Here is a 14,597-nt window from a genome sequence, read left to right on the forward strand (position 1 = left end):
GCCCTGCCCGATCTGCAAACCCAGCCTGAAGCTGCGTCGAAGGAGATACTGATGCTGCGTTATATCCTGACCCGTCTCGCCCTTGCCGTCCCGACCCTGCTCGGCGCGGCCGTCGTCATCTTTCTGGCCTTGCGGGTCCTGCCGGGCGATGTCGTCGAAATGAAATTTGCCGCGGATGGTGCCGCGATCACGGAAGAAGCGCTCGAGCGCGAGCGCGAACGACTGGGCCTGAACGAGCCGCTGATCGTCCAGTTCGCGGACTGGATGGTCGGGCTGGCCACGCTGGACTTCGGCACGTCCATGTGGACGGGGCGCCCGGTGGTCGACGAGATTGCTCCCCGGCTTCCGGGCACCTTGCAGATCGCGGCCTTCGCCACGATCCTCGCCATGGTGATCGGCATACCGCTCGGCGCGCTGTGCGCACTGTCGCCGAACTCCGTCCTCGACTACGCCTTCCGCATCGTCACGTTGCTCGGGCTCGCGATCCCGACATTCTGGCTCGGCATGCTGTTCGTGTTGATGCTGCTCCAGTTCTTCAATTGGTTGCCGCCCATCACATATGTCTCCTTCTTCAAGGATCCGCTCGCGAATTTCGCCATCGTCTTCTGGCCGTCCCTGACGATTGCCGTGCGCTACGCGGCGATCATCGCGCGGATGATGCGGTCCTCGCTGATCGAGATCCTGACCGAAGATTATATCCGGACCGCCCGTGCCAAGGGCCTCAGGAACAGGATCATCACGGTGCGCCACGGCATGAGCAACGCCATGCTCCCGACCGTGACGCTGGTCGGGCTGGAGGCCGGTTTCCTCGTCGGCGGGGTCGTCGTGACGGAACAGGTCTTCAATATCAACGGCCTCGGAAAACTCCTGCTACAGGCCGCGAACAACCACGATTACGTCCTGATCCAGGCCATCGTCATGCTGACCGCCTTCGCGTTCATAACGGTCAACGTGATCGTCGATATCGTCATCGCCATTCTTGATCCCCGTGTGAGGTATTCCTGATGAGCAACGTCATAAGCACACTGTCGGGCCTGGTTGTGCCGAGGAAACGCGGTCTCGTCACGAGATTCGTCGTCGCCCAGCCGATCGCGGCGATTGGCCTAGCCGTCCTGATCCTGTTCTGTATCGCCGCCATCGGTGCCGATGTGCTCGCCCCCTACGATCCGACCAGCCTCAGCTATACCGACATCTTCGCACCGCCCTCGGCAGCGCACTGGATGGGCACGGATGAATTCGGACGCGATATTTTCAGCCGCATCCTCTACGGCGCGCGCACCGCGCTCACCATCGGGTTGGTCTCCTCAATCGTCGGCTGCACGGTCGGCGCGCTGATCGGCATCGCCTCGGCCTATTTCGGGGGAATCGTCGATCTGGTGATCCAGCGGATCATGGACATCCTGCTGGCCTTTCCCATCATCATCCTGGCGCTGGTGATCGTCGCGGCGCTCGGCCAGTACAAGATCGGTGAGGTCGATGTCAGCCTGTTGATCGCCATTGCAATTCCCGCCGTGCCCAATGTCGCACGCGTGCTACGGTCCTCAGCGCTTTCGGTGCGCACGATGCAATATGTCGATGCCGCCCAGGCCCTTGGTTTTAGCACGACACGCATCATTCTCCGGCATATCGCGCCCAACGTGATCGCACCCTATCTGGTGCTGCTCACGGCCTACATGGGACAGGCGATCCTGCTCGAAGCCTCGCTGTCCTATCTTGGCCTCGGCGTCGGCGAGCCTACCCCCGCTTGGGGACTGATGCTGTCCGGAACGGCCGCCGACGCCTTCCGCGACGCGCCTTGGCAGGTGCTGTTCCCCGGACTTGCGATCAGCATCACGGTCTTCGGTTTCAACCTGTTCGGTGACGGATTGCGCGATTGGCTGGATCCCAAGTTCGGCGATTGACACTCTCCGCGAAAGCAAAGGGCCCGCTGCATCGCATTGCAGCGGGCCCTTCGATTTATCCGCACATCGTGTTGAGCTGCTGCTCTACGTCTTCCCGAGCACGCGCACTGCGGCATTGCGTTGAGGCCAGATGGCATGAAGGGTCCTTTTGCGGAATTTCCACGCGCCATTCGTGAAGGCATAGACATCGTCGTAGATGACCAGCGCCTTCAAGGGATTTTCTTCGGTCCCGAAGACGAAATCGGTCAGGAAGCATCTGCCCTCGGCGGTCTGCTCGTCGAGCATTTCCACCCAATGCGTTGAGATCGTATGGAGCGTGGCGAAGGGAAGACCGTCGCCGATCTGCCGCGAGCGCTCGAATTCCTCGCGGATCGAAGGCCGTCCGACGACGGTTCCGCCGAAAAGCTCCCCGAATTCGTAGATCGCATCCTCCTCGAAAAGATCCGCCATCTCGTCCAACTGCAACTGGTCCCGAAAGTGACAGTATCGGATCGCAAGGCTTCTGATTTCCTCGATCGCAACGAGCCGGGAAAGTGGGTCCATCGTCAACTCCTGTATCTTGTGGCACCCGGAAAGGTCGCTGCCTGGCCGGCGCACCGGAAGACCGTCGCATGGACGCCCCCACCCGACAACCCGCCACATCGTTTCATAAACGGACCGGTTCGATGCGTTTTTGTTTCTATTGGGTCATAGATGCGCAGGGTATGATTCTCGGGGTTGATAGATGCTTCTGGTCGAAATCGGTCAGGCGAACACAACCCAGGGAGGAAACATGAAGCAAGAATCCATGAAGATTGACGCCGGCGGCGAAGCGATTGATCTGGAAGTGATCAGAGCGAAATACGCCGAGGAGCGCGACAAGCGTCTTCGCCGAGACGGAATCAATCAATATATTGAAATATCAGGTGATTTTTCCGAATTCGGGAAGGATCCCTATGTTGCCGAAGACCTGAAACGTGATCCGGTCGTCGAGACGGTGGAGATCCTGATCCTGGGCGGTGGCTTCAGCGGCATCATCGGTGCGAAGAAGCTGATCGAGGCCGGTTTCGAGGATATCCGCATCATCGAAAACGGTGGCAACTTCGGCGGCACATGGTACTGGAACCGCTATCCCGGCGCGCAATGCGACGTCGAGTCTTATATGTATCTTCCGTTCCTGGAAGAGACCGGCTACATGCCTAAGGAGAAATACTCCGGCGCCGATGAAATCCGCGAATATCAGTATCACCTCGGCAAGACCTTCGGCCTCTACGACAAGGCCCTTTTCCAGACTCACGTATCCGAACTGACCTGGGACGAGGCCAGGACCCGCTGGATCGTGCGGACAGACAGGGACGACGAAATCCAGGCCCGCTTCGTCATCATGGCCTGCGGCAACCTCCATCGGCCCAAACTCCCCGGTATTCCGGGAATTATGGAGTTCCAGGGGAAGATGTTCCACACCAGCCGCTGGGATCATTCCTATACCGGAGACGATCTGAGCAAACTGGCGGACAAGAAGGTCGCATTGGTCGGCACCGGCGCGACGGGTGTTCAATGCGTACCCTTCATTGCCGAAAAGGCCCAGCAACTGAATGTCTTCCAGCGGACACCTTCGGTGGTTGCCGCGCGCAACAACCAGAAGACGGATCCGGATTGGTTCAAGGACCTCCAGGCGGGCTGGCAAAGGGAGCGGCGGGAGAATTTCTACTCCCTTGTCTCCGGCGTGCCGCAGGAAGTCGATTTAGTGCAGGATGGCTGGACCGAAATCATGCGCATCCTCGGCTCAGTGCTCTACAAGGCCGACGACGCGGAAGGCGCGGCCAAACGATCCAAGCAGGACATTGATCTTGCCATGGAATATGCTGACGCCGAACGGATGATGCAGGTCCGGAACCGGATCGAGGAAATCGTCCAGTCCCACGAAGTGGCCGAAAACCTCAAGCCCTGGTTCCGCTTTTTCTGCAAGCGGCCCACCTTCAACGACGGTTACCTCCAGGCCTTCAACCGGCCCAACGTGACTCTCGTCGACACCAAGGGACTGGGGGTCGAGCGGATTACGCCCACCGGCGTGGTTTCAGGCGGTGTGGAATATCCCACCGACCTGATCGTCTTCGCGACGGGCTTCGAAGTCGGCACGGATTATTCACGCCAGCTGGGCCTCACGATCACCGGCACCGATGGACTGACGCTGTCGGATCATTGGGACGAGGATTACCAGACATTGCACGGCATCTCGATCAACAGATTCCCGAATCTCATGGTCATCGGACAGGTGCAGAGCGTCGGCGGCGCCAATATCGTCCTCGCCTCCGAAACCCAGGCAGATTACATCGTCGAACTGATGAAGGAAACCCGCCGCAAACGGGCCAAACGGTTCGAGCCCACCGACGAAGCTGTCTCTGCCTGGGTCGAGCATTTCCACGAAAAGGGCCTGAAGAATGAGGAGTTCCTGCGCAACTGCACGCCGGGGTACTATAACAATGAAGGCCAGCCGGGAGAGCGCAAGGGCTTCATCTCCGCGCGCTACGGCGCGGGGCTGTTCGCCTTCAACGAGCTCGTCGAACAGTGGAGAAAGGACGGGTTCGAAGGCATGACATTCCAGCTCGAACAAGACTGATCGGTCCCCGCCGGCGGCGTGCGCCGCCGGACGATACCATACCATGCAGATGTGCTGTCCCGACGAAGGGCAGCACATTTCTGCGGGAGGGGGCACCGGGCCGTTGATAGTGACGGCGGAAACGAAGGGACTTGCGCCGAACCTTCTCTGCCAGCCCGGATTTCCTAATTTCTTCGTTCATTTCAAATCTGAAGGGTCTTTGGAGGTCACCCAGACACATTCAGCGAGGATTGGCGGCTGCATTTTCATATAGCGGGTTTCGGGGGTGGGGCCTGGGCATGTCAGTCAAAGGCCTAAAGGCTGAAATCGATGAACATGAGATCGTCTCTAAGAAACGCGAAGTCATCCGCCGGTTCCAAGGCATTGGCGTTGCCTCTTTCCTTTTGACAAAGTGAGGCGCACGTTTTCTTCGCTGAAAATAACCATGGCACAGAATATATACGACAATCCCGATTTCTTCGCGTCTCAAGCCGACTTTCCCCGACAAGCCTCCTGCCCCGCCTCTAGCCAAGCTCCTCTGACAGTGCCCTTCTGACAAGAGCGATGCCACTTCTCGTCGGTATATCTGATCGCCATCACGCCTGCTTCAGCTGGCCGCCATGCGCGCATGTCGATGGTTCAGCGGCGCACAAACGATTAGCTGCAGCAAGTGGAATACCATGATCGGCAGCACCAGCATTGATATGTCGTGGCCTGCAAAAAGCGCCGTCGCCATTGGTAGGCCCGTGGCCAGCGACTTGGTGGAGCCGACGTAGAACAGCGCGCTCTCCTCGGGCCTAGCCAGGCCGAAAAGCTGCGCCAGCGGCCGTGTAAGGAGCATCATCACCCCAAGTACCACGCCGCAAGTCAGGATCAGCACGCCCAGCACGACCGGCGGCAACCGCGCCCATACCCCATTCGTCACGCCAGCCGAAAACGCAGTGAACACGATCAGCAGGATTGCCCCCCGGTCGATCGCCTGAACGACACCCGCCCCCCGCAGAAACACGCCCGAAATCAGCGGTCGGACAAGCTGGCCCAGCAGGAAGGGCACCAGAACCTGCTCGGTGATGCGCACAAGGGCCGACGCCTCGATTCCGAATGCCCAACTGTCGGGAATGAGCAGCAGAAGCATCAGCGGCGTCAGCACGACGCCCAGCAGGTTCGACAGCGACGCCGCGCAGATGGCGCCGGCGACATTGCCGCGCGCGAGCGAGGTGAAGGCGATGCAACTGTTCACCGTCGAAGGCAGGCAGCCCACGAACAGCAAGCCCGTCATGATCTCGACCGGAAGCACCGTTCCCGCGACGGGCGCGATGACAAGGCAGACCACGGGGCTGATCAGGAAGGTCGCAAGAAGGCAGGCAAGCTGCAGCCGCCAGTTGGTCAGCCCCATGATGACGGTCGATGTCGACAGCCGCGCGCCATGCAGGAAGAAGACGATGGCGATGATCCACCAGCCCGCGTCGTGCAGGACGTCGGCGAACGCGCCGCGCGCAGGCAGGACGCTGGCCAGCAGCACCATTCCGACCAGCGCCAAGGTATGCGCGCTCAGTCCCAGGCGCCGCAGCGCCAGGGCGGGAAACTGGAAGGTCACAGGTCTTCTCCTCAGATATGGGCCTCGGCCGCGATGGCGGCAGCGTCGGCCATCCAGACATCGGGCGCTGCCGCCAGCCGTTCGAGCATTTGCTCGATCCGGTCAAAGCGCGACGGCTGGCCCGACAGCCAGGGATGGATGTGGAGCGCGAATACGCGCGTATTGCCCGCGCCTTCCGCGTGGAGCCCCTCGAATGCGTCCAGCACGGACTGGACGTAAACCGGGGTCGGCAGCCGGCGATGGCACATCATCTCGATATCGCTCCATTCCGAGCAGTTCGGAACCGAGATCATGCCATTGCGCAGCCGGTAGGGATGTTCGTCGTTCGACAGGTCGCAGAGGAAACGCAGCCCCTCGTCGGCGAGGATGCCGGGAAGCTGGGTCGACTGACCGTAATCCTGGCTCATCCAGCCTTCGGGGCGTCGCCCGGTCGCCCGTTCGACCGCCGCGACCGAGGCGCGCACGATCCGCCGCTGTTCCTCCACCGGCATCGCGGATGAGATCATGCGGCTTGCGTATTCGCCATGCGCCAGGAACTCGCAACCGCGCGTGACAAGGTCCTCGACCAACTGCGGATAGGCCGCCAGCGCCCCGGCATTGGCCGGAACCGTCGCCTTCAGGCCCAACCGGTCCAGCACCTCGAGCACACGGAAGATGCCGACGCGGTTGCCGTATTCGAAGAAGGCATTCGCGCGGTGGTAGGGCGCCACCCCGCCCAGAAATGTCGCGTAGCGCCGGTCGAACAGAGCACCTTCGGGCGGCTCGGCCTCGAACCGCTCCAGATAGAGGTAGATCAGCACCGCGACCCGAGCCGCCCCGCGAGGCTGCCACGGCGGCCTGCCCTCGAAGCCTACATGCGTGTAGAGGTCCTGGTCGAGCATATGCGGCGCGCGGCGGTTTTCCGGGTCAGAACGCATCGTCGAACCCCGCGTCCCGCAGCAGCGGCATCATCTTCGGCAGGTGGTGCTGGCGATACCAGTCGTTGATCTCGCCCCCCGTCGCCACCCAGATATCCGTGTGGCCCGCGATATGCCCGAGGATCTGGTCGAGGTATTTCGCCCGGTGCGGCTGGCCGAAGAAGAACGGGTGCAGCGGCACGCACATGACCCGCCCGCCCCGCGCCTCGGAATCGCGGTAGAGGCGGTCGAACATGGTGATCGTGTTCTCGGCGAACTCGGGCGCTTCGATATTGGCACGGAAGTTCATGCCGTCGTTCACGTCGAAGGAATAGGGCATCGCGAGGATATAGCCGTTCTGCACCCGCACCGGCGTCGGCTGGTCGTCGAAGCCGTAATCGACGTAGTATTGCAGCCCAAGCTCAGCACAAAGCGCCTCGGTGTGCACGGTCGAGGATGCGAAGGGCGCGAAGAAACCCTTCATTTCACGGCCCGTCAGCGCCTTGTGGCGCGCGATATTGTCGGCGATCACGGCGCGCTCGGCCTCGCGCGACAGGCCCCAGTGATGGCGCGAGTTGTAGATGCCGTGGCTCATCACCTCCCACCCGCGCGCCTCGCAGGCCTCGGCGATTTCCGGATAGGTCTCGTAGACCGAGAGGTTGAGCGAACAGGTGGCGGGCAGGCCGTAGCGGTCCATCACCTCCAGCATGCGCCAGATACCGACGCGATTGCCCTGATCGACCTGCGAATAAATCAGCATGTCGGGATGCGGCATCCGCGGATAGGGGTCGACGGGCTGCCTCGGATCGCCCAAATACTGGTAATGCTCAAGGTTCGGCACGATCCAGACTGCCAGCCGCGCGCCGTTCTTCCAGCGCAGATCCGGCCGTCGGTTGATCGGCACATAGGCGATGCGCTCGCGCGGAAATTCGTCCACCGTCATGCGCTCAACGCCCGTTCGTAGACCATCCCGAGCGCCATCAGCATCCTGTCCCGCCCCCGACCCGCGATGAACTGTATCCCGACCGGCAAGCCATCCGCGACCATGCCCGAGGGCAGCGACAGCGCAGGGATGCCCGCAACGTTGACCCATCCGGTGAAGACCGCATGCCCGCGCGGCCCGACTTGGTTATCGTCGATCGTGTCCGGAAACGGCTTCTCGACCGGCCAGGCCTGCGCCGCGACGGCGGGCATGAGCAGCACGTCGATATCCGCGAACCATGTGCCGCAGAGGCTGCGGAATTCCGTGATGGATTGCAGCGTCTCGACCAGCCCGACGGCGCCGAGGCGGCGCCCGTTCTCGGCCTGCGCGCGGTATTCCTCGGGCGCCAGCTGGTCGAACATCGGATAGCGTGCGGCGAGCGCGGCGAACCCGGCGTCGGTCATCGCCCCCGCGAGCGCGCCGATGGCGTCGACATCGAAGAAGGGCGCGACCGCCTCGACCCGGTGGCCCATCGCCTCAAGCCGCCGCGCGGTGGCAGCGGTCGCCGCGCGGATACCTGGATCTACCGGGTGGCCGGGAAAACGGTCGATCACCCCGATGCGCAGCGCGCGCGCCGGGCGGTCGTCCTCAAGCAGCCGCGAGCGCGGATCGCGGGGATCCGGCCCCGCCATAACCGAAACCAGCGCGTCAAGCAGCGTCATGTCGGAGGCCATCGGCCCCACGACCTCCAGATCCTGCATCAGGGGCAGGAAGCCGTCCGCGCGCGGGATGAATCCGACCGAGGGCTTCAGCCCCACGATCCCGCAATGCGCCGCCGGGCGCCGGGTTGAGCCGCCCCCGTCAGTGCCCAGTCCCATCGGCACGATCCCCGCCGCGATCGCCGCGGCCATGCCGCCCGATGACCCGCCGGGCGTCAGGCGTGGGTCGAGCGGATTGCGCGTGATGCCCCAGAGGCTGTTCCAGGTGTAGCCACGCGCGGAAAAGCTGGGCGTGTTGGTCTTGCCGATCACCACCGCCCCGGCCGCCCGCAGCCGTGCGACGGGCAGTTCATCCGCCTCGGGGACGAAATCGCGGAAAAGCTCCGCCCCCCAGGTCGCCGCCATTCCGGCCGCCAGCATGTTGTCCTTGACCGCGACCGGCACCCCGTCAAGCGGCGAGAGCGGCCTGCCGGCGCTACGCCGCGCCTCGGCGGCGCGCGCCTCGTCCATCGCCGATGGATTGAGTGCGCAGAAGGCGTTGCAGGAGTTCTCTTTCGCGCGCTGCAGCGCCTCGGCCACGGCACTGCCAACACCGCGCTCAAGAATTGCCCGCAGCGCGGGCGAGTTGCCTAAATCCAGTGCGCTCATCGCCACTACCCTGCTTGCCGGCCTATCCGGGGATGGCACTCGCGCTGCCGAAGGCCCCTTAATGATCCCAGTTGCTGTCCTAACGCGCAGCTTGGCACCAGTCCCGCCCGGCAACAAAACAGAATTACCAACTCCTACATAAGAGTATCTTATGCACGCGACGCTGCGGCAGCTCGAAACGCTGAAAACCTTCACCTTGACCCGCTCCGTGACGGAGACGGCGCGGCTCATGCACGTGACCCAGCCGGCGGTCAGTCAGGCCTTGCGCGAGCTTGAGGCGCAGCTCGGCTTCGCGATCTACACCCGAATCGGAAACCGTACCCTGCTGACGGCCGAGACCCAGGCCGTCATACCCGAGATCGAGCGTGTGCTGGCGGCATTCTCCACCCTCCAGAGCCGCGTCAGCGAAATGAAGGACAGCCGCGCGGGCACGGTCTCGATCATCTCGCCGCCGACCGCCTGCGTCGACCTGATCCCGCGCGCGATCAAGCAGTTCAAGGCGCAGCGACCGAACCTGCGCATCCATCTGGAGGTGTCGACCGAGGCGCTGACCGAACGCAAGGTGCGCGACGAGCTTTTCGACCTCGGCATGGGATTCTATCCGCAGCAGGAGATCAACATCGCCGCCCAGCCGATCCTGGAAACCGAGATGATCTGCGTCGTCCACAAGGACCATCCGCTGGCGGGCCGTGCTGTCCTGGACCCGCGCCAGATCGCAGGGCACTCGGTCGTCGTCGTGCACCACGAAGGCAACGTCGTCTCGCGTATGTACCAGCTGCTGACCAACAAGATCGACCCGAATTCGCTGATCTCCACCAACCAGTCCATCGGCGCCTTCAACCTCGTGCGGCAGGGCGGCATGGTTGCGGTCCTCCACCCGATGTCGGTGCCCGAATTCGCGCTGAGCCAAATGTCGCTCGCCCGGTTTGAGCCGCAGATGCCGGTGACGATGGCACTCTACTATTCGCGCCGGCGTCCGCTGTCGCGCATCAGCGGCAAGTTCATGCTGGCGTTGAGAGAAAGCGCTGCGATCAAGGCCGAGCTTCTGAACGCCCGCGGCATCCCGTTCAAGGTCACGATGTAGCCACATAAGGGCAACTTATACGGAGTTCAGCCTTTCGAATTTTTCAACCTGCGCTGCAGCATACAATCTCGGCCACAGGGCGCCCGGACCGGGTGTGAAACAGAACAGGAAAAGCTCGCCATGAAGTTCATGACTCTCGTTGTCGCCGCAACCTCGACCGCACTGTCCTCGGGCATCGCGTTCGCCGCCGACAAAGTCGTCGTCGGCTATTCCGTGGGCGCAACCGCCCTGCCTTACTATGTCGGCGTCGAGCAAGGGATCTTCGAAAAGCACGACCTGGAGATCGAGGGCGTGAAGATCGTGGTGAACTCCAACCTGCAATCCGCGCTCATCGCGAACCAGATCGACGCTGCCGCCGTCATGCTGGCGGTCGAGGGGATGGCCGCGAACGTCATCAAGCCCGGCTCGGTCAACTACATCTCGCTCAACGCGCAGTCGTCCGACTACCGGATGGAACAGTTCGTGGCGCGCCCCGATGCGGGCGTGAAGGAGCTGGCCGACTTCAAGGGCAAGAAGCTCGTCACCTCGCCCGGCATCGGCAACATGTCGGTCGCCGTGGCCGCGCTGACGGCCGCCGGGCTGAACGAAGGCGACTATACGCTGGATCAACTGGACACCGCGCAGCACATCAACGTTCTGACCTCGGGCCAGCATGACGGCGCCTTCACGCTGGAACCGGCGGCAACGCTGATGATGCACAACGGCGTTGCCGGGCTGATCAAGGCCGGTGTCGTCGCCGAAGTGGTGCTGGGCGACCCGAAAGCCGACGCTTACATGGCCGGCGGCGCGATCAGCCAGGCCTTCCTGACCGAACGTCCCGATGTGGCCAAGCGCTACAAGGAGGCGTTCGACGAAGCGATTGACACCATCCACGCCCATCCCGAACTGGCCCGTGAGGCGCTGGCCAAATACACCCCGACGCCCCCCGAGATCGTCAACGAGGTACCCCTCGTCAAGTTCACGAAACTGTCCGACCTGACCGATGTCGATATCGAGAGCTTCCAGAAATACATCGATTTCGCTGTCTCTATCGGAACCGTCGCCGAGCCGATCGACGTCAAGCCGTTCCTCGCCAAGTTCTGATCGAAACAGGAGGTTCCCGCAATGGCCATAGCGAAACTCAGACCCGTACAGGAACCTCCTGTCGACGCCCCCGTGGACGCCCGCCCCTCGATGTATCGGCGCCCGCACGTCACCGTGCGGGGCCTGACCAAACGGTTTGGTGAACGCACGATCTACGACAATTTCAACCTGGACCTGCCCCGCGGCGAATTCATCTCGATCTTCGGCCCGAACGGTTGCGGGAAATCGACGCTGATGAACCTGATCGCTGGCCTGATCCCGGTCGACAGCGGGCAGATCCTCTTCGACGGCCAGACGATCGACGAAATCAGCTTCGGCTACGTCTTCCAGAACTACCGCGATGCGCTGTTCCCCTGGATGAGCGCCTGGGACAATATCGCCTACCCCCTGCGCTTCCAGAAGGTTTCCAAGAAGGAACGCGACGCGCGGGTTGAGGAGCTGGTGTGCAAGTTCGACGTGCGCATCAACCTAAAGGACTACCCATACCAGATGTCGGGCGGACAGCAGCAGCTTGTCTCGATCATGCGCGCCCTGATCGTGAAGCCCGAGATCCTCTTCCTGGACGAACCCTTCTCGGCGCTCGACTACGAGATGACGCTGTCGATGCGCGACCAGATGCAGAAGGTCTTCATGGAGACCGGCACCACCACACTGATCGTCAGCCACGACCTGGACGAGGCAGTCTATCTCGCCGACCGGGTGCTGCTTCTGTCGCGCGCCCCGGCGACGGTCGTGGATTTCCCCAAGGTCGAAGTTCAGCGGCCACGCGACGCGATGACCCTCGCCGATCCCGAATTCAACCGCATCAAGGGTCATTGTCTCGACATCTTCCAGCGCGAGGTGCGCAAGTGAAACTTAAAAAGCTTCAGAAACTTCGCCCGCTGATCGGCGTCTTCGGCCTTCTGGCGATCTGGCAACTGGTGGTGATGGGAGAGATCGTGGACCCCGTCCTTCTGCCGCCGCCGGGCAAGACCTTCGTCGCGGCCTGGGACGGTCTGTTCGGAAGCGGCAAGCTTGCCTTCGACTTCGGCAAAACGGTCGAGCGTTCGCTGATGGGCATCGCGCTTGCCGCGGCGATCGGGATCCCGGTCGGGGTGGTCCTTGGCGCATCCGAAAAGGTCTACCGTTCGGTCGAGTTCGTGATCGACTTCTTCCGCTCCACCCCCGCCTCGGCGGTCTTCCCCCTGTTCCTGCTGTTCTTCGGCGTCGGCGACCAGACCAAGATCTACATTGCGGCCTTCGGCGCCTCGCTCGCCATCATCTTCAACACTGCCTACGGCGTCATGAACGCCCGCAAGACACGCGTTCTTGCAGCACGCGTCATGGGCGCGCCAGCCTGGCAGCGCATGCTTGTGGTGCTGCTTGAATCCATGCCGCAGACCTTCATCGGGCTTAGGACGGGCGCGACGCTGGCGCTGGTGCTGATGATCACCGCCGAGATGCTTCTGGGCTCGGTCGACGGGCTGGGCCTCAGGGTCTTCGAGGAACAGCAGCTCTTCAACATGCCCGCGATGTATGCCGCGATCCTGCTGGCCGGCGTTCTGGGCTACGCGATCAACCTGTCGTTCTTCCTGCTGGAGCGCACATTCGTGCACTGGGCCGGCCGCTGAGGCACGCGCCACCTCCACCACTGCCACTCTGATTGGACCCTGCCATGAAACACAACACCTCCCCGCTGTCGACGGAAAGTCTGGAACGCGCGGGCTGGATGCCCGAGCCACCCCGTCGCGCCGCGGGCCAGCACCCCGAGTGCCTGCCCCGGACGCTGGAAGACCTGGCCGCCGTCGCCCGGCGCGAGATCGACATCACCCGCTACCCGGCAAAACGATGGACGCTGCCGCGCGAGGCACCCGACGGGACCGGGGCGCTCGACGTGCTGATCGTGGGCGCAAGCCAGGCAGGGCTTGCCGTCGCGCATGGCCTGCGCATGGCGCATGTCGACAATATCGCGCTGATCGACCTGGCCCCGCGTGGCAAGGTCGGCCCCTGGGCCACCTATGCCCGTATGCCGACACTGCGCACGCACAAGGACAATGGCGGGATCGAATGCGGCATCCCCTCACTGTCGTTGCGCGCCTGGTATGAGGTCCAGCACGGGCCGGGCTCTTGGGAGGCGCTCTACAAAGTGCAGACAGCGGATTGGGCAGACTACCTGGAATGGTTCCGCGACACCGCGGAACTGGGCGTCGATTATGACACCGAGCTTCTGGACTTCGCGCTGGACGAAAGCGGCCTGATCGCCGCGGCAGTCCGGGCCCCTGAAGGCACCCGCACGATCCACGCCCGCAAGCTAGTGCTTGCGACCGGGATCGAAGGCAACGGCATCCGCAGCATCCCGGCCTTCGTCGGCCACGAGATCCCGCCCGCGCTTTACGCCCACACGCAGGACGACATTGACTTCGCCGCGCTCAAGGGCAGCCGTGTGCTGGTTCTGGGCGGCGGCGCCTCGGCCTATGACAACGCGATCTGCGCCGCCGAGGCGGGTGCCGAGGTGCATGTCTTCCACCGGATGGAGAAGCTGATTTCCGTCAACCCCGGCACATGGGGCGAATTCGACGGCTACCTGCACCACTACATCGACCTGCCGCCCGAGCTGAAATGGCGCTTCATGAAGACCTTCGGCTCGATCAAGGGCGGCCCGCCCGTGGCGACGATCAAGCGGGCGCTGGCGTTGCCTAACCTGCACATCCACCCCGGCTGCAGCTGGCGGTCGATGACGGCCAGCGACGGCAGGCTGACCGTGGAAGCCTCTGACGGCACCCATACCGGCGACTTCGCCATCCTCGGCACCGGCTACCGGATGGAGCTGTCCGCGGTGCCGAGCTTGGCAGGCAAGTTGAAGGACATCGCCACTTGGGAAGACATGTTCACCCCGCCCCCCGGCCTGCCCGGCAACGGGCTGGAAAAGGCCCCCTGGCTGGGGCGGGATTTCACCTTTCAGCCAAAACCGGGCCAGAAGGCCACGTGGCACGCCCATGTGCTGAACTTCGCGCGCGGCGCGCAGCTTTCGACCGGGACCATGCCCATCGGCCTTTCCGGCATCAAGTTCGGCGCGGCCGAGGTCGTTCGGTCGCTTACCGGCGCCTTCTTCGCCGAGGATGCCGAGCTTTACCTCTCCGGGCTCCAGTCCTGGACCACACGCGATCTCGAAGCCCTCGATACCTGAGAC

The 14,597-nt window shown here is 63.0% G+C and carries 13 protein-coding genes; 8 read left to right on the forward strand and 5 right to left on the reverse strand.

The features are described from left to right. Nucleotides 1-51: 51 nt before the first annotated feature. Entirely contained in the window at nucleotides 52-1,005 is a 954-nt protein-coding gene (locus P73_RS15795; RefSeq protein WP_043870316.1) for an ABC transporter permease, read from the forward strand. Further along, on the forward strand, nucleotides 1,005-1,901 hold the full coding sequence (locus P73_RS15800; protein WP_052453341.1) for an ABC transporter permease: 897 nt from the start codon (nucleotides 1,005-1,007) through the stop codon (nucleotides 1,899-1,901). The genes P73_RS15795 and P73_RS15800 overlap by 1 nt, the downstream gene beginning before the upstream one ends. 84 nt (nucleotides 1,902-1,985) lie before the next feature. Here P73_RS15800 and P73_RS15805 read toward each other — a convergent pair whose 3' ends face one another. Next, nucleotides 1,986-2,444 (reverse strand): nuclear transport factor 2 family protein, encoded by a 459-nt coding sequence (locus P73_RS15805; RefSeq protein ID WP_043870317.1) that lies wholly within the window; start codon nucleotides 2,442-2,444, stop codon nucleotides 1,986-1,988. A 229-nt stretch (nucleotides 2,445-2,673) separates the two neighbouring features. Here P73_RS15805 and P73_RS15810 point away from each other — a divergent pair, with 229 nt between their 5' ends. Beyond that, nucleotides 2,674-4,500: a flavin-containing monooxygenase gene (locus P73_RS15810; RefSeq protein WP_043871823.1), complete on the forward strand. Its 1,827-nt coding sequence runs from the start codon at nucleotides 2,674-2,676 to the stop codon at nucleotides 4,498-4,500. Nucleotides 4,501-5,086: 586 nt separating this feature from the next. Here the strand turns inward: P73_RS15810 and P73_RS15815 are convergent. The 4 genes from P73_RS15815 to P73_RS15830 are packed head-to-tail and all read right to left on the reverse strand — an operon-like array spanning nucleotide 5,087 to nucleotide 9,261. Further along, nucleotides 5,087-6,076, reverse strand: coding sequence for a bile acid:sodium symporter family protein (locus P73_RS15815; protein WP_043870318.1), 990 nt, complete (start codon nucleotides 6,074-6,076; stop codon nucleotides 5,087-5,089). A gap of 11 nt (nucleotides 6,077-6,087) precedes the next feature. Then, entirely contained in the window at nucleotides 6,088-6,993 is a 906-nt protein-coding gene (locus tag P73_RS15820) for a polysaccharide deacetylase family protein (RefSeq protein WP_043870319.1), read from the reverse strand. Further along, nucleotides 6,983-7,915, reverse strand: coding sequence for a polysaccharide deacetylase family protein (locus tag P73_RS15825; RefSeq protein ID WP_052453343.1), 933 nt, complete (start codon nucleotides 7,913-7,915; stop codon nucleotides 6,983-6,985). The genes P73_RS15820 and P73_RS15825 overlap by 11 nt, the downstream gene beginning before the upstream one ends. Then, nucleotides 7,912-9,261 carry an amidase gene (locus P73_RS15830; protein ID WP_043870320.1) on the reverse strand — a complete coding sequence of 450 codons (1,350 nt, stop codon included), beginning with the start codon at nucleotides 9,259-9,261 and terminating at the stop codon, nucleotides 7,912-7,914. The genes P73_RS15825 and P73_RS15830 overlap by 4 nt, the downstream gene beginning before the upstream one ends. Nucleotides 9,262-9,412: 151 nt before the next feature. On the opposite strand from P73_RS15830, the gene P73_RS15835 reads away from it, so the two are divergent. The 5 genes from P73_RS15835 to P73_RS15855 all read left to right on the forward strand — a co-directional run bounded on the left by P73_RS15835 (nucleotide 9,413) and on the right by P73_RS15855 (nucleotide 14,594). Then, a complete protein-coding gene (locus tag P73_RS15835; protein ID WP_043870321.1) occupies nucleotides 9,413-10,345 on the forward strand; it encodes a LysR family transcriptional regulator in 933 nt (310 codons plus the stop codon). A gap of 120 nt (nucleotides 10,346-10,465) precedes the next feature. After that, on the forward strand, nucleotides 10,466-11,428 hold the full coding sequence (locus P73_RS15840) for an ABC transporter substrate-binding protein (RefSeq protein ID WP_043870322.1): 963 nt from the start codon (nucleotides 10,466-10,468) through the stop codon (nucleotides 11,426-11,428). 21 nt (nucleotides 11,429-11,449) lie between these two features. Continuing rightward, nucleotides 11,450-12,280, forward strand: a complete 831-nt coding sequence (locus P73_RS15845) for an ABC transporter ATP-binding protein (protein WP_052453344.1) — start codon at nucleotides 11,450-11,452, stop codon at nucleotides 12,278-12,280. Then, nucleotides 12,277-13,038 (forward strand): ABC transporter permease, encoded by a 762-nt coding sequence (locus tag P73_RS15850; protein ID WP_043870324.1) that lies wholly within the window; start codon nucleotides 12,277-12,279, stop codon nucleotides 13,036-13,038. Before P73_RS15845 ends, P73_RS15850 begins: the two co-directional genes overlap by 4 nt. A gap of 44 nt (nucleotides 13,039-13,082) precedes the next feature. After that, a complete protein-coding gene (locus tag P73_RS15855; protein WP_052453345.1) occupies nucleotides 13,083-14,594 on the forward strand; it encodes an FAD-dependent oxidoreductase in 1,512 nt (503 codons plus the stop codon). The last annotated feature ends 3 nt before the right edge of the window (nucleotides 14,595-14,597 follow it).

The sequence above is a fragment of the Celeribacter indicus genome, from assembly GCF_000819565.1.
Classification (GTDB): Bacteria; Pseudomonadota; Alphaproteobacteria; order Rhodobacterales; family Rhodobacteraceae; genus Celeribacter; species Celeribacter indicus.